The 14,716-nt window shown below is 73.2% G+C and carries 13 protein-coding genes; 8 read left to right on the top strand and 5 right to left on the bottom strand.

Annotated features, from left to right (window positions below; genetic code table 11):
* Positions 1-7: 7 nt before the first annotated feature.
* Together IO20_RS38575 and IO20_RS0115420 are read right to left on the bottom strand one after the other, a co-directional pair.
* Positions 8-292, bottom strand: coding sequence for a DUF3027 domain-containing protein (locus tag IO20_RS38575; RefSeq protein ID WP_078945781.1), 285 nt, complete (start codon positions 290-292; stop codon positions 8-10).
* A gap of 102 nt (positions 293-394) precedes the next feature.
* Positions 395-1,060 carry a hypothetical protein gene (locus IO20_RS0115420; protein ID WP_030545594.1) on the bottom strand — a complete coding sequence of 222 codons (666 nt, stop codon included), beginning with the start codon at positions 1,058-1,060 and terminating at the stop codon, positions 395-397.
* A 770-nt stretch (positions 1,061-1,830) separates the two neighbouring features.
* Between IO20_RS0115420 and IO20_RS0115410 the strand changes: the two genes are divergently transcribed.
* The 4 genes from IO20_RS0115410 to IO20_RS40315 all read left to right on the top strand — a co-directional run bounded on the left by IO20_RS0115410 (position 1,831) and on the right by IO20_RS40315 (position 4,878).
* Positions 1,831-3,222, top strand: a complete 1,392-nt coding sequence (locus IO20_RS0115410) for a hypothetical protein (RefSeq protein ID WP_030545592.1) — start codon at positions 1,831-1,833, stop codon at positions 3,220-3,222.
* Positions 3,223-3,286: 64 nt separating this feature from the next.
* The gene (locus IO20_RS0115405) at positions 3,287-4,063 is read left to right on the top strand and encodes a helix-turn-helix transcriptional regulator (protein WP_030545590.1); all 777 of its coding nucleotides are present in this window, start codon (positions 3,287-3,289) and stop codon (positions 4,061-4,063) included.
* 32 nt (positions 4,064-4,095) lie between these two features.
* Positions 4,096-4,596 carry a DUF3291 domain-containing protein gene (locus IO20_RS0115400; RefSeq protein ID WP_030545588.1) on the top strand — a complete coding sequence of 167 codons (501 nt, stop codon included), beginning with the start codon at positions 4,096-4,098 and terminating at the stop codon, positions 4,594-4,596.
* Positions 4,597-4,716: 120 nt separating this feature from the next.
* A complete protein-coding gene (locus IO20_RS40315; protein WP_157850777.1) occupies positions 4,717-4,878 on the top strand; it encodes a hypothetical protein in 162 nt (53 codons plus the stop codon).
* 266 nt (positions 4,879-5,144) lie between these two features.
* On the opposite strand, the gene IO20_RS0115390 is transcribed toward IO20_RS40315, so the two are convergent.
* A complete protein-coding gene (locus IO20_RS0115390; RefSeq protein ID WP_051874210.1) occupies positions 5,145-5,597 on the bottom strand; it encodes a hypothetical protein in 453 nt (150 codons plus the stop codon).
* Between the two features lie 791 nt (positions 5,598-6,388).
* Here IO20_RS0115390 and IO20_RS39710 point away from each other — a divergent pair.
* The 4 genes from IO20_RS39710 (at position 6,389) to manA (ending at position 11,053) form a co-directional block, all read left to right on the top strand.
* Complete coding sequence (locus IO20_RS39710) at positions 6,389-6,904, top strand: DUF5133 domain-containing protein (RefSeq protein ID WP_037635514.1); 516 nt, start codon at positions 6,389-6,391, stop codon at positions 6,902-6,904.
* Between the two features lie 909 nt (positions 6,905-7,813).
* Positions 7,814-8,608 carry a VOC family protein gene (locus tag IO20_RS0115375; protein ID WP_030545583.1) on the top strand — a complete coding sequence of 265 codons (795 nt, stop codon included), beginning with the start codon at positions 7,814-7,816 and terminating at the stop codon, positions 8,606-8,608.
* Positions 8,609-8,784: 176 nt separating this feature from the next.
* Entirely contained in the window at positions 8,785-9,738 is a 954-nt protein-coding gene (locus tag IO20_RS0115370) for an ROK family protein (protein WP_030545581.1), read from the top strand.
* 82 nt (positions 9,739-9,820) lie between these two features.
* Positions 9,821-11,053: a mannose-6-phosphate isomerase, class I gene (manA, locus tag IO20_RS0115365; protein WP_030545579.1), complete on the top strand. Its 1,233-nt coding sequence runs from the start codon at positions 9,821-9,823 to the stop codon at positions 11,051-11,053.
* 168 nt (positions 11,054-11,221) lie between these two features.
* Here the strand turns inward: manA and IO20_RS0115360 are convergent, their stop codons facing one another.
* Together IO20_RS0115360 and IO20_RS0115355 are read right to left on the bottom strand one after the other, a co-directional pair.
* A complete protein-coding gene (locus IO20_RS0115360; RefSeq protein ID WP_030545577.1) occupies positions 11,222-12,253 on the bottom strand; it encodes a LacI family DNA-binding transcriptional regulator in 1,032 nt (343 codons plus the stop codon).
* Entirely contained in the window at positions 12,250-14,712 is a 2,463-nt protein-coding gene (locus IO20_RS0115355; RefSeq protein WP_030545575.1) for a glycoside hydrolase family 2 protein, read from the bottom strand. Before IO20_RS0115355 ends, IO20_RS0115360 begins: the two co-directional genes overlap by 4 nt.
* Positions 14,713-14,716: the final 4 nt, after the last annotated feature.

The raw sequence follows: 14,716 nt of genomic DNA, 5'->3' as shown, positions 1-14,716 counted from the left end.
ACGGCCGCTACCCGAATGAGCCGTCGGCTCGACCGGCGAAGCTTTCGCAGCCGTCATGCTCGAACCGCACTCGCCCATCGAATGATGAGCTGGGGTTGCTGCACGCCCCGTAGTCCCGGCCGAGCTGCCCGCTCAACGCGATCCGGAAGCGGCATCCTCCGCACGGGGCGTCCCGCCATTCGTCCCGGTAGCCGGACTGGGCTGTCGAGCGGTACAACGACGCTCGCCAACGCGCATGACACCGATCATTGTGATCTTGATCGTCACGCGTCCAAGGCTCATCCTCGGCCACTCTCGATGTCTCCCCGCCCCATTCGATCCGAGACCGTCAGCCCCCGGCTCTTGCCGGTGATCCTGGCACCGAGAGACACGGCGAAAGTTCTCTGATGCGGCACTAGCTGACGGAGACGATCCGGTCGGGTCGTCCATCTGGGGCGATGGTCACGTAGTGGTCTACGCCTCCCTCGGTGGTCATACGAATCCGGTCGGGAGCCGTCCACGCGGTGTCGCTCAGTGCGTTGGCTGCGGAGTCGCCGTTGAAGCAGCCGACGGTCCAACGGCGTTCCATTGGCGGGTTTCCCTGGTGGACGTAGACGCACCAAACCGGGTCAAGGATGCCGCTGCGTGCCATCACCACCAGTTGGCGGTCCCCGCGGCGGGGGGCCGACTCGGTCTTCACCGTCTCGTCCGAGCCACCGAAAGCCGAGGCCCAGCCTCCGATGAGCAGTGTCGGGACGCCGATGACGAGCAGCATGGCGGCCAGGGGCACGCGCAGCGAGGCCTTTGCCAGCCCCAGGAGGACCGCCCCGGTCAGTGCGCCCAGAGTGAGCCATCCGAGAAGAAGGACGTGCTCGCGGAGTCGGAGAAGCAGGATCAGCGCGCCCTCGTCTCCCGACTCGAGTCCGGCTACTGCCGCGACGCCGAGGACGACTGCCACCGTCAACAGCAGGAAGGCCGAGGGCCTGCGATATCGCGTGAAGTTCATGATCCCCCGATCGATGTGGATCACGCAGCCTAAGGGGAAGGCGGGGCTGAGGCCAGGGAGCGTCTTTCCGATCATCCGATCGTTGGTCCGATCGTGAGGGTGGGGGAGGCTTCTGACGCTGCGTGGGCGGCAACCGCCTGTGGAGACGGAGAGGTAAGTCCGTGGGGTGATGCGGGGGAATCTGCCACGATCACCGGATGGGTGCATTGGACGCGGCGGCGGGCAGGGTTGCCGGAGGCGCCACCGTGGCGTTCCGGCCCAGCGGCTCCTCGATGGTCCCGCTGACGCAGTCGGACGCACATGGTCGTCGCTCCCGTCGACCCGTCGAAGTTGGAGGTCGGGGGCATCGTCCTCGCCCGTGTCGCCGAGACGGTCTACTTGCACTTGGTGTCGTCCGTGGACCCCGCCAGGAAGCGGGTGTAGATCAGGAATAACCGTGGCCGGGTCAATGGCTGGACCAGCCACGATCGTGTCTTGGAACATGTGTGGCCGTCGACGGCGTCGCCCGGTCGGGGAGCGAGGGCAAGAGGCTCGCGGCCGACTCCGACAACTCCCCCTGAACTGATGCTCCAGCGGCATCGGGTCCGCCAGGCCACGACCGCGTCGATCTCCTCTGCGCGTCGCCGACGGTGAGGTCACCGCCGAGGACGGCGAGCCCGGAGCCGTGCGGCTCGCCGCTACGCGCCGCCGTGGGCAGGGCGAACGTTGCCTGTCGCGGCCATGGAGGCCGGCCGGTCACGACGAGCCCGGTCGCGACGGCCGCGGCCACGGGATCGGGTGGTCGGAGGGCGCAGGGGTCATCATGGGCGCGGGCCAGTCGGGGGAAGACACAGGACAGGGGAATCATGGTCGCGTCGCACGCATCCGCGCTCGACGGCGTCGCCGGCAATCGGGCGTTGCCGGCGGAGCTGTTGCTTCGCCTGCTCGCCTCCGACGGTGGTGGTTTCGGGCCGCCCCGCCGCGCCCTCCAGCGGACCGGGCTTCCCGAGACGGCCATCGCGGTGATCCTGGCCCATCCGATCCCGGGCGCTCGGGCGGAGTTCGCGATGAGCGCCGGGGCCGAGCCCGCGCAGCGGGGCCGTCTCGTGGACGACTCTTCCCCCAGGGTGCGGACGGCTCTCGCGTACGGACCCGAGGTGTACGACCCGCGTACGGAGGTCGCTCCGCTGCCCGACGCCGTATGCGCCCGTCTGCTCGACGACACCGAGCCTTCGGTACGGGCGGCTCTGCTGGACTCGCCCCATCTGGCACCGTCGTTCGTGGTCTCACTCGCCACGCACCATGATCCGGCGGCGCGCCGGAGAGCGGTACGCGCGTGGGAGACCCTGCCGCCGGGTGACCGATCGGCGCTTCTCGCCGATCCCGACCCGGAGGTGCGGAGGGCCGCCGCCCTGAGGGAGTGCCGGCGGGACGCACGTCTCACCGCCGAACTCCTCCGGGATCCGCGGTCCGCCGCCGAGGCCCAGCGCCGCGGGCTCCTCCACCGCGCCGACGCCGAGCGGTGTGTCGCCGAGCGGACGCACCTGGCGGCCCTTGCCGAGAACCCGTCGCTGCCCGCCGACCTCGTGGAGCGACTCGCCGTCGACGCCGACGAGGCCGTACGGCTCACGGTCTCTCTCAGGCCTGAACTGGACGAGACGTGGCGCATGGCGATCGACTTCACGACGGAGGCCAACTCCAGGGGAGACGTGGAGTGGGTTCGGGACGGTCTCGCCGACACGCAGGTGTTGCGCCGGGCCGTGACCTCCGCACACCCGCTGCTCCGGCGGGCCGCCGCCCAGAGCCCTCACCTGCCGCCCGACCTCCTGAGCCTGCTCGCGCGCACCGAGGACCCCCTGGTGGACGAGTTCTTGGGCAGGCGCCACCCCGACACCCCGGAGGAGGTCCTGCTGCGCGTGTTCGCCCGGTTCGGCGCGACGTTCTCCGCCTGGATCGCGGAGACGCACCCCAGGTTTCCCCGTGAGGGGCTCGCCGCGCGCTACGCGGACCATCCGGACGGTCACTACCGTCGGCTGGCCGTCCGGGACCCGGCCGCCACACCTGTGCTGATCGAACGGCTCAGCCATGACCCCGCCGTGTGGACACGCCAGGCGGCTGCCCGTGATCCGCGCCTCCCGCTCGCCCGCCTCCGCGAGGCGCTGTACATCCCTGAACTGGCCTCCAGCGCAGGCGCCAACCCCGCGCTTCCCGAAGACGAGATGGCCGCCGTCCTGGACAGGGCCGGCGTTCCCGCCTGACCTGTAGCGGGCGGGCGCGTCCCGTCGTTCTATGGCCAATCTGCGTTGTTCCTAGAATGGCCAGGTGAAGGACATCGACGTGATCGCGGTACTGCAGGATCCGGTACGCCGCCGCCTGTACGAGTACGTGGCGGCGCAGGGGCGTGAAGTCGGCCGCAACGAGGCCGCCGAGGCGGCCGGAGTGGCGCGCACGCTCGCCGCGCACCACCTGGACCGGCTGACCGAGGCGGGGCTGCTGGAGAGCGGGAGTCGCCGGCTGACCGGGCGTTCGGGGCCGGGGGCCGGCCGCCCCGCCAAGGTGTACACGCGAGCGCGGGTCGAGCGGTCGGTGTCGCTGCCCGCCCGCGACTACCGCACCGCCGCCGAGTTGTTGGCCGAGGTCGCCGAGCAGGCCGGTCTCGATGCCGGGCTCTGCGCGGCCGCGCGCCGCCGCGGTGAGGCCCTGCGTGGTTCCGGGGCGCCCTGCGGCGGGCTCGAAGAGGCCATGGAAGTGCTGGCCGCCCGAGGGTACGAACCGCACCTGGAGGGCGGCCTCGGTGGCTCGGGTGGCCCCGGTGGCCCGGGTGGCTCTGGGGTTGCCGAAGGGGCGGCCGGCGCGGTCGGGGCGTCCGGGCCGGGAGGGGAAGCCGCCGCCACGGCACAGGAGGGCGTGCCCGTCGTCCGTATGCGCAACTGTCCCTTCCATGCCGTCGCCGAACGCTTCCCGCCCCTCGTCTGCGGCATGAACCTCGCCCTCCTCGAAGGGCTGCTCGGTGTGGACGGTCCCGTCCGCGCCCGCATGGACGCCCGGCCGGGGGAGTGCTGCGTCGTGGTCGAAGCTTCTAAAAGCAATGCTGATTGACATAGAAAAGCGGCTCGTGCTGGGATGAGGTCATGACCCCACCCGCGCACGCCGCCCATCTGGCCCAGCTCAATGTCGCCAGGCTCCGCCATCCCCTCGACGACCCGCGTATCGCGCCCTTCGTCGAGCTGCTCGATCCGGTCAACGCGGCGGCGGACGGCTCGCCCGGTTTCGTGTGGCGGCTCGTGGAGGACGGGGCGGCCGACGCCACCGCACTCCGCCCCGCCGGCGAGGACGTCATCGTCAACCTGTCGGTGTGGGAGAACCAGGAGGCGCTGTGGGACTTCGCCTACCGCAGCGGCCACTTGGAGGCCATGAGGCGGCGCCGCGAGTGGTTCGAACGGCACGTCGAGGCCCACCTCGTGCTCTGGTGGATCCCCGCGGGCCACGTGCCGACCGTCGCTGAGGCCATGGACCGGCTGGCCGACCTGCGCGCCCACGGTCCGTCCCCCCGCGCCTTCACCTTCGCCTCCTCCTACACCGTGGCCGAGGCGGCCGGACATCCCGAGGCCATGGCGCCGAACGCGGGATGAGAGGCCGGACCTCACCCGGAGGGTGTCACGCTCCGTGAGTGATCGATGTGCGCATCGTGTGCACAGGTGCCACCGTTGGTGATGTCCAACCCCCTCCGTACTCACGAGGAGTGAGCTGCTGTGGCCAAGAAGACTTCGCCGAAGGACAGGGCCGGCCGTCAGGCCGCCAGGACGGCGCCGAAGGGCAAGAAGCGTACGGGCGCCGAGGAAACCCGTCCGGGTCACGTGTCCGAGCACCAGGCGGAACAGCGCGAAGCCAGGACGACCTTCAGCGAAGGCTGATCGACGCCCGCACTTCACCTCGGAGGCGCACCCGGCACTGTCGGCGGGTGCGCCTCTCGCCGTGCGCCCGCCGGGCCGGACCGGACCGGGCCCCGAGCCGGGTCGAGCCGAGCCGGACCGGGCGTACCCCAGCCGGACCGGGCGTACCCCAGCTGGGCCGGCCCGCGCCGTACAGCCCGCCGAGCTGAGCCGCCCCCCGCCGAGCCGTCCCCGCATGCGTCATCCCCACCGAGCCGCGCTCGCTCGGGTGCGCCCCGCGGACGGGGTCACGAGGAGCCGGGGTCGCCGTTCGGGGTGGAGATCCCCGACGCGCCGCCGCCGGGTTCCCTGTCCGCCCGGCCGGGCGGTGTGCCTCGTGCGCGGTTGAGGGCGGTACGCAGGGTGGCCGCCGTCCCGTCGGGGATACGGTCCGACACGGCGACCCTGGCGAACGCCGCGGACATCGGCCTCAAGCCGACGCTGACCACCCCGCCCTGCCGGGGCCGGAGCGCGACGAAGTCTTTCGCTCCCGCCACCTTCCGCACACCGAGGCAGAGCACGTCCGGGATCCACACGCCCCGGCCCGGTGAGCCGCGCAGCGCGCGCCACCAGGACGGGTCGGCCTCCACCGACTCAACGGCTTCCAGGGGAAGGTGTACGTTGCGCCGGCGCGCGACGATCTTCTCCCACCACGACAGCCGGACGACCAGCTCCTCAGCCCTGACCGTCAGACGCGCCATGGCCCCTGCACCTCCTCGCATCTCATGCCGCCCCGTTCGGCGCGGCTGACGGCCGCGCCGAACGGCACGCTGCCACCGGCGAATACCCCTTGTCCTGATCGTCACGCCCCGGCCGGAAGCCCCCGTCCTTCCACAGGGCCACGCGCCGGGCGGGATCGACCGCAGGCGACCGGATCCGGCGGCGGAGGTGCGGGTCCACGCGCGCGTACGAGTGAGAGATGGTCAGGGCCTCCTGCAGGCACTGGCGGACACCGCACCGCCGCCGTCGTCTGGCGGGCCGACCCGGGCCGCCCTCCGACATCGTCACCCGCACTCAGGCGGCCCTCTCCGGCAAGGTCCTTCTGGACACCGCCGCGGGAATGATCGCCGCCACCGCCGGCCTTGCCCCCGGGGAGGCGGTCGGGCACCTGATCGGCTACGCCGCGACCCGGGGCGAGCGCCCCACGGACGTGGCCGCGCAGATCGTACGGAAATACCCTCGCGCCCCGGGCGGTCCTGCCACCGGAGAGCTGACACCCTCATGCGGCCGGCCGGCCGGCCGGCGCGGCGCGGCGTGGCACGGCACCGCGCCGGTGCCGCCGCGGCCCGGCCCGCGGGTCGGCCGGTCGGTCCGTCGGCCCGTCGGTCCGTCGGCCCGTCGGTCGGCCCGCAGGCCGGGTGGCCGGGTCGGTCGTGCGGTCGCAGAGCGTGGCGCTCTCGGCACAGCGCGTCGGGTAGCAGGGCCGGTATCGTGGGAATACCTTCCCTACGCAAGCCGCCGCCGTCTGTGGGCCTGGCATGAAGGGACTTCGATGCCGACACCCGGAAACCTGCCTCAGCACCCCTCCGTGGCCGTCGAACGCCCGCGCAGTCCGCTGCTCGCGCCGTCGGCCTCCGCACTCGCGGTGGGGATGCTGATGGCCGCCACTCCGTGCTCGGCCCGCGACGCGAAACGGATCCTCGCCACCGCGGCGGACCTCGCCGACGTCACCGTCCAGGACCTGGCGGCGGCCGTGGTCGCGGCGGCCGAGGGGACGCCTCCGCCTGTACTCGTCGAACGCGCCCTGCGCCGCGCGATCGAGGTCGCCCGCACCTCCCACGCTCCCGCGTCACGCTCGATCGGGCTCGCACCGAGCCGTGAGCGGACCGAGGAGGTCCTGACCCGCCTGCGCGGCTCCCAGGCCCGCCTGGCAGCCGCGCCCGGCGACCCCGCGGCCATGCGGGCCATGGACGACGCGGCCTACACCTTGTGCGTCCTGATGGGCTTCCCCACCGTCCACGAGGCCGTTCTCGCGGCCGAGCGCCGCCTGGCCGCCCCGGTGGGGTGACCGCGGAACCTCTGACGCCGCACCTCCCTCGATCGACCGGCTCGGAGAGGCTCTCCCCGCTCCGGAGTGTGGGAGCGTGGAGGTGACGGACTAGCCTCGCATTGAGGCTTCGGTGACCCGCCGCCCCGCTCGGGGCGGGCCCGGGTGCGAGTTCGTGTACGAGGATTGTGCCCTCGCGGCTTTGAACGCCGGATTCACACACGGCAGCCCGGTCATGTCCGGACGGCTCGGCCCCCGGCCGGTGCCGTCCAGGGCTGCCGCCCCGGCGTGGGGACGCCCGATGAAGCCGCACATGGTCCACGTCGAGCCGTGCGACACCGTTGCGCTGATGGCCCCGTGCGTGGAAAGCCGCCGGCACGACGGCGGCCAGGTCCGCGCCGCGCTCGCGGGGACGCTCGCGGGCCTTCCGCCGAGCGTCGACGCCCTCGTCCTGGATCTCGACCACGCGCCCGGCTGCCCGGCGGGGCACGAGCTGCCGCCGTGCTCCACGACTGGGGAGCCACACGTGCGGTTCTGGGTCGTGGCCGTGGCCGTGGCCGGCGGCAGGGCGCGGATCGTCTCGATCCCGCCGGAGCCCGTTTCCCCCGAGCCTGCTGCTCAGGGGCTTCCTCCCCCCGAGCCTGCTACTCCGGGGCCCGTTCCTCCCCGCTCTGTTCCTCCAGGGCCCGTTGCCTCCGTCTCCCCGCGGTCCGCCACGACATACGGGGGAGGGTGGCGGCGCAGCGGGCCGTCGGCATCAACCGCGCCCGTCAGGGAACGCCGCCACGATGCCCAGGACATGAGCTCCGGCCGGTCACTCTGTCGCTGCCGTCACAGCCGCCCCATGCCTCGCATGGCCCCGGGAAGCGGGGGCACCCGCGCGGAGAGGCCGCGGCGGTGCCGCCGGCCGGAGAGGATCGGAGGAGTCCAGTGGTTCTGGTGGCAGCGGATGTGATCGGCGCTCCGTGCTGGCTGAGCCTGGCGGCGCGCTCGCGTGAGTCGGCGGAACGCTTCTACGGCGCGGTGCTCGGCTGGACGTTCCGGCAGGGCCGGTTCGGTCGGGCGTACTCGGTCGCGGAGATCGGGGGCGTACCGGTGGCGGGTATCGGGGCGGTGGCCGGCGAGTTCGCCGTGCCGGTGGCGTGGACGCCGTACTTCGCCGTCGACGAGGCCGACTCGGCGGTCGCGCGGGTGCGGGAGCGCGGAGGCACCGTCGGCGTGGGCCCGGTGGCGTTCCCGGCAGGTGGCAGGGCGGCGCTGTTGTCCGACCGGGAGGGTGCCGTCTTCGGGGTCTGGGACGGGGACGTCCTGGCCGAGTGGAGCGTCGGTGCGGAGCGGTCGCCGGCGTGGCTGGAACTCCATACGGCCAACGCGTTCGACGCGGCGCTCTTCTACGGCGAGGTGCTGGGGTGGGGCCAGGGCGAGAGCGACGGCTGCTGCGACATCTCGTACGAGGAGGACCAGGTCGTGCTGCGGCGGCGCGGGCGTCCGGTCGCCCGGCTGAACAGCGGCCCGATCGAGGAGGCCGCGCCGAAGCCGCAGCTCAGGCCGCGCTGGCTGGTCCACTTCAAGGTTCCCGACCTCGAGGCGGCGGTCGCACGCGCCCTGGAGAACGGCGGAAGCACCGTCACCGGCCCGGACTGGGGCGGCGGCGGCCGTCAGGTGACGCTCCGGGACCCCGACGGGGGCCTCTTCACCCTCGACCCCGCCTCGGACGCGAGCTGAGGGGCGGGCGGCGGGCGGTTCCCGGGCCGCCCTTTACTGAACGATGACTCAACTGAACCCGTTTACTAGACAACGTTGTCAGAGCCGAGGCAGAGTGCCTGTCAGCCACCGGTCCCCGCAGGCCCGAGTCCTGCGAGCCGGTGGTTCTCGTCGCTGTGGAGGAAAGGCTGAGCAGGATGGTGTACGGAGCACTCGACATCGGCGGTACGAAGATCGCCGGTGCCCTCGTCGACGCCGAGGGGCGCCTGCTGGTCAGACACCAGCGGCCCACCCCCTCCCACGGCTCCGCCGAGGAGCTCATGGGGGCCGTCACCGGGGTCCTCGACGACCTGGCCGTCCATCCCGCGTGGGCGTCCCTCGCCTGTCTGGGCATCGGCAGCGCCGGTCCCGTCGACACCGTCGCCGGGACGGTCAGCCCGGTGAACATCCCGGCCTGGCGCTCCTTCCCCCTGGTCGACCGGGTACGCCGGCATCCGGCGGTTCCCCGGGGGACGCGGCCGGTCCTCGTCGGCGACGCGGTGGCGATGACCGCCGCCGAACACTGGCTGGGCGCCGCCCGTGGCGCCACCAACGCGTTGTGCATGGTGGTCTCCACGGGCGTCGGCGGCGGGCTCGTCCTGGGCGGCGCCACACACCCCGGCACCTCGGGCAACGCCGGCCACATCGGTCACATCACCGTCGACCAGAACGGCCCCCTCTGCCCCTGTGGGGGCCGCGGCTGCGTGGAACGCTTCGCCAGCGGCACGGCGATCGCCGCCCACGCCCTGGAGTCCGGATGGACGCCGTCCGCCGACGGCGCCGCCACCGCCGCGGAGGTCGCGGCCTCGGCCCGGGCGGGCGACCCCCGGGCCCTCGCCGCCTTCGACCGGGCAGGGCGGGCCCTCGCCGCCGCCATCGCGGCGACGGCCGCGCTCGTCGAACTCGACCTGGTGGTCGTCGGCGGCGGCGTCGCGCAGTCCGGTGAGGTCCTCTTCGGTCCCCTCCGGCACCACCTGGCCTCGTACGCGGTCCTCGACTTCACCCGTGACGTGCCGGTGGTACCCGCGGGTCTCGCGCTCGACGCGGGACTGATCGGTGCCGCCGCGGCGGGGGCGGCGGCGCTGTCGGGAGCGGGCCGGTCCGTGAGCTGAACGCCCCTTTCCCCGCCCTCCGCTCCCTCCCCTCCGCCCCACCCGACTCCTCGTTGGCCGTCCTCAGGAAGTACTCGTACTCGTGGATCTCCTCCTCAACACCGTCCAGCCCTACGACTGGGGCTCCACCACCGCACTGCCCCGCCTCATGGGAACCGAGCCCACCGGCGAACCACAGGCCGAACTGTGGATGGGAGCCCACCCCTCCGCGCCCTCCCGCATCGACCGGGGGTCCGCGGACAAGGGCGGGGACGGGGGCGGGGACGGCGGCGGCCCGGTGCCGCTCGACCAGGTCATCGCCGGTGACCCGCCGGCGGAGCTCGGCGCGGCGACCCTGCGCCGGTTCGGGCCACGGCTGCCCTTCCTGCTCAAGATCCTCGCCGCCGCCGCACCCCTCTCCGTCCAGGTCCACCCCGACCTCGCCCAGGCCCGAGCCGGATTCGCGCGCGAGGAGGCGCTCGGCGTTCCGCTGGACGCCCCGCACCGCACCTACCGGGACGACCAGCACAAGCCGGAGATGATCGTCGCCCTCACTGCCTTCCGGGGGCTGTGCGGATTCCGGGTCCCCCTGGCCTGCGCCGACCTGTTGGACGCCCTCGGCGTCCCCGCGCTGCGGTCGTACGCCGACACCCTCCGTGGTCTCCCCGAGGCCCAGGCCCTCGCCGAGGTCTTCACCGCCTTCCTCAGTCCCCCCGCCGGTCTCGTCGACGACGTCACGGGTGCCGTCGTGGCCGCGGCCGACCGGGCGGGCCCGTACCGCGCCGACTTCGCGGCCTACGCGGGGGTCGCCCGGGCCCATCCCGGAGACTCGGGCCTGCTCGCCGCACTGATGCTGCGCCATGTCGAACTGGCGCCGGGCGAGGCGCTGTTCCTGGGGGCCGGGATCCCGCACGCGTACCTCTCGGGACTCGGGGTGGAGATCATGGCGAGTTCCGACAACGTCCTGCGGTGCGGGCTGACGTCCAAGCACGTCGACACGGCCGAGCTGGTGAAGGTGGTCCGCTTCACGGCGATGCCCACCCGCGTCCTCCACCCTCGGGCGGAGGACGCCGAGGAGACGTATCCGGCGCCCGTCGACGACTTCCGGCTGTCGCGGTTCCGGCCGCGCGCGGGCGATCCGTCGTTCCGGCTCGCCGCCGGCGCCCCGCAGATCCTTCTGTGCACAGAGGGGGAGGCGCGCCTGAGTTCGGCGGGCGCCACGGTGGGCATCGGCCCGGGGGAGTCCGTGTACGTGCCCGCCGTGGCCGAGGTGTCCGTCGCCGGGTCCGGAACGCTCTTCCGGGCCACCGTGGGCCTGGACGCCGTCGCCCGCTGAGACCCGCTGAGACCCGGCGAGAACCAGCGAGAACCGGTGAAGGCCGGTGACACGCGCGAGGCCGTACCTCTCCGTGGAGGTACGGCCTCGCGGCGCTGTGCGCCTCGGTCATGCCCGGCCCGGTCATGCCCGGCCCGGTCATGCCAACCCCGGCCACAGCCGGCCCCGTCATGCCCGGCGCGGCGGTCCCGTGGAGCCCCGTGGTGTCAGGGCCGGTGTCGGCACCTGGAGGGCTCCCTTGTGCGTGCCCGCGATCACCTCGAACAGCGCCCGCGCGACCTCCTCGCCGAAGTGGTGCACGTCGTGGCTCATGGCCGACAGCGGGGGGTGGGTGATCCGGCAGAGCTGGGAGTCGTCCCAGGCCAACAGCGACACGTCGTCCGGCACCGCGAGCCCCATCTCGGCCGCCACGGCCGCCCCCGCCACGGCCATGATGTCGTTGTCGTACACGATCGCCGTCGGCCGCTCCGGGCCGAGGAGCAGGCTCCGGGTCGCGCGCGCGCCCTCCTCGCCGACGAAGCCCGTCGACACCTGGCGGCGCCCGTCGAGGCCGAGTTCGGCCATCGTGGCCTCGAACGCGGCGGCGCGGATGCCGCTGTGGCCGAGACCGGCCGGCCCGCCCACCCGCGCGATGCGCCGGTGACCGAGCGCCGCCAGGTACCGGACCGCGTCCGAGGCCGCCGTGGCGTCGTCCGTCCAGACCGAGGGGAACCCGCCGGTGAGCGACGGGTGTCCCACGGCGACGGCGGGCAGCCCGAGGGCCCGCAGCGGCGCGATCCGGGGGTCCTCGCGGTGGAAGTCCACCAGGATCGCCCCGCCGATCGTCCGGCTCCGCCACCACTCCTCGTACAGAGCGATCTCCTCGTCGAGGTCCCGCACGAGGCGCAGCAGCAGCGAGCAGGAACGGCCCGCCAGGACGTCCTCGATCCCCGAGATGAACTCCATGTAGAAGGGTTCGAGGCCGAGGAGGCGTGCGGGCCGGCAGATCGCCAGGCCCACGATGCCGACGCGCCGGCCGGCCAGGCTCCGCGCGGTCTGGTGCGGGGTCCAGCCCAGCTGCCTGGCCACCTCGAAGATCCGTTCCCGGGTCGCGGCGGACACTCCCGGACGGTTGTTGAACGCCATGGAGACGGCGCCCTTGGAGACGCCGGCCCGGGCGGCGACGTCGTTGATGGTGACGCGGGGAGCGGGGACGTTCACTCCGCTCCCACGCTGAACAGGGCTTCGCGTACGACGGCCACGTCGACGTCCCTCCAGCCCGTGACGGCGATGCGCGCCTCCTCGCCGGGGAGCAGGGTCAACAGACCCCGGTCCGCGCTCGCCGCCGGGTCGAGCCGGTCCGGCTGGAGGAGGAGGTCCCGTACCAGCGTCCGGGCGGTGACCACGACGTCGACGGAGTCGCCGTCGGCGCCGGTCTCGATCCGGACGTCGTACCGCGCCGCCGGATGCGCGAACTCCTTGTCGGGGAAGGGGAAATGCACGGCGCGCAGCCCGTCGGCGTCGGCGACGAGGAACTCGTCCGACGTGCCGGGCGCGGGCAGCACGGCGGCCGGGAGCACCAGCCGTACGACCGTCCGCGCGGCGGCCTCCAACGCGAAGGCCTCCTCACGGAGGACCGTGCCGTCGGCGCGGAACCGGCGGAGCGTGACCGTCGTGCGCCAGGGCGAGCCGGACTGGTTGTCGAGGGCGAGGACGGGGCCCTCACCGTCGGGTACGAGGCTGAGCAGCCGGTCCGCGTACACCCTTCGCAGCTCGTGGTGGAGCGGCTTGAGGCGCCCGTCGCCGTCGATCGCGGCCCAGGAGCTGACCGGCCAGCAGTCGTTGAGCTGCCACACCACGGTGCCCGCGCACACCGGCCAGTTGGCCCGCCAGTGCTCGATGCCCGCGGCGACGGCGCGTGCCTGGACGACCTGGGCCAGGTAGTGCCAGCGGTCGAAGTCCTTCTCGGGCAGGCCGAAGTGGCGCTCGATGCCCCGGTTCAGCTTGCCGTTGCCGTCCTCGGCCTTCTGGTGGTGCAGCATGCCGGGGGAATCGGAGGCGAGTTCCTCGCCGGGCAGCGCGCGGCGCAGCGTCGCGAGCGCAGGCGGGGCCTGCCAGCCGAACTCGGCGCAGAACCGGGGCACGTCCGCCCTGTACTCGGAGTAGTCCTGCCTGTTCCACACCTCCCACGAGTGATGGGTGCCGTGCCGGGGGTCGTTGGGGTGGTGGTCCCAGGAGCCCGACCACGGGCTGCCCGCGGTGTACGGGCGGGTCGGGTCCAGCTCGGCGACGATCCGCGGCAGCACGCCGAGGTAGTACCCCTCGCCCCAGGAGTCGCCGGCCAGCGGCTGCTCCCAGTCCCAGTCGCGGAAGCCCCAGAGGTTCTCGTTGTTGCCGTTCCACAGGACGAGGCTGGCGTGCGGCATCAGGCGGACAACGTTGTCACGAGCCTCTGCCTCGACCTCGCCGCGCAGCGGCTGTTCCTCCGGGTAGGCGGCGCAGGCGAAGAGGAAGTCCTGCCAGACCATGAGGCCGAGTTCGTCGCAGACGTCGTAGAAGGCGTCGTCCTCGTAGATGCCGCCGCCCCAGATCCGCACCAGGTCGACGTTGGCGGCGGCGGCCTGGGTGAGGCGGGCGCGGTAGCGCTCGGGCGTGACCCGGGAGGGCAGGACGTCGTCCGGGATCCAGTTGACCCCGCGGGCGAACACGCGCACGCCGTTGACGACGAAGGTGAACCCGGTGCCGTACTCGTCGGCGGAGCGGTCGATCTCGACGGTGCGGAAGCCGATCCGGCGCTGCCAGGTGTCGAGCGGGCTGCCGTCCTCGTCGAGGAGGGTCACGTCGAGCCCGTACAGCGGCTGTTCGCCGTAGCCGCGCGGCCACCACAACTCCGGCTCCGGCACGGCGAGTCGGAGCACGGCCTCGTCGCCTTCGAAGGAGACGTCGGCGGTGGCGAGGACCTCTCGGCTCGTGCCCTCTCCGCTCGTCTCGTCTTCGCGGACAGGGCCTCCTGTGGCGCTTCCGACGGTGGCCCGAAGGGTCAGCGGGCGGCCGGCGCCGTTCCCGGTGCGCTCGACCCGGACCGCGAGCTCGACCAGGCCGGTCGTCCCGTCCACGGTGACGAGGGGACGGACCCGGTCGAGCCGGGCGGTCGACCAGTGCTCCAGGCGGACCGGGCGCCACATGCCCGCCGTCACGACGGTGGGGCCCCAGTCCCAGCCGAACGAGCAGGCCATCTTGCGGATGTACTGGAAGGGCTCCGGGTAGACGTTCGGCCGCTCGCCGGTGAGGGCGCGGACCCGGTCCGCCTCCTCGTACGCGGAGGCGAACCGGACCTCCAGGGCGCCGGTGCGCCCCGTGACGTCGAAGCGGTACCCGCGGTGCATGTTGCGCGTACGGCCGACGGACTCCCCGGCGAGGACGATCTCGGCGGCGGTGTCGAGGCCGTCGAAGACCAGGTCGGTGCGCTCGTGCGCGCTCCCGTGGCCGAGTTCCGTGACGTACGACCACGCCCGCCGGCCCACCCAGGCGACCTCGGTCTCGTTCCGGCCGATGAACGGATCGGCTATGACCCCGGCGGCCAGCAGATCGGTGTGGACACAGCCGGGGACGGTGGCCGGAAGCAGTGCGTCCTCGTGGCGCAGGTTCCAGCCCTCGGTCAGCTGGGTGACGTCCTTCATGGTG

It is taken from the genome of Streptomyces exfoliatus (genome assembly GCF_000725545.1).
GTDB lineage: Bacteria > Actinomycetota > Actinomycetes > Streptomycetales > Streptomycetaceae > Streptomyces > Streptomyces exfoliatus.
Note: the sequence above shows the minus strand (reverse complement) of the source record. Positions and strands in the feature narration are given on the sequence as shown.

Bases quoted from the DNA above. Each gene is read 5' to 3' on its own strand.
- IO20_RS0115420 (WP_030545594.1), bottom strand. From the start codon at position 1,060: ATGATCGGAAAGACGCTCCCTGGCCTCAGCCCCGCCTTCCCCTTAGGC.
- IO20_RS39710 (WP_037635514.1), top strand. From the start codon at position 6,389: ATGCCGACACCCGGAAACCTGCCTCAGCACCCCTCCGTGGCCGTCGAA.
- IO20_RS0115390 (WP_051874210.1), bottom strand. From the start codon at position 5,597: ATGGCGCGTCTGACGGTCAGGGCTGAGGAGCTGGTCGTCCGGCTGTCG.
- IO20_RS0115370 (WP_030545581.1), top strand. From the start codon at position 8,785: ATGGTGTACGGAGCACTCGACATCGGCGGTACGAAGATCGCCGGTGCC.
- IO20_RS0115355 (WP_030545575.1), bottom strand. From the start codon at position 14,712: ATGAAGGACGTCACCCAGCTGACCGAGGGCTGGAACCTGCGCCACGAG.
- IO20_RS0115410 (WP_030545592.1), top strand. From the start codon at position 1,831: ATGGTCGCGTCGCACGCATCCGCGCTCGACGGCGTCGCCGGCAATCGG.
- IO20_RS0115400 (WP_030545588.1), top strand. From the start codon at position 4,096: ATGACCCCACCCGCGCACGCCGCCCATCTGGCCCAGCTCAATGTCGCC.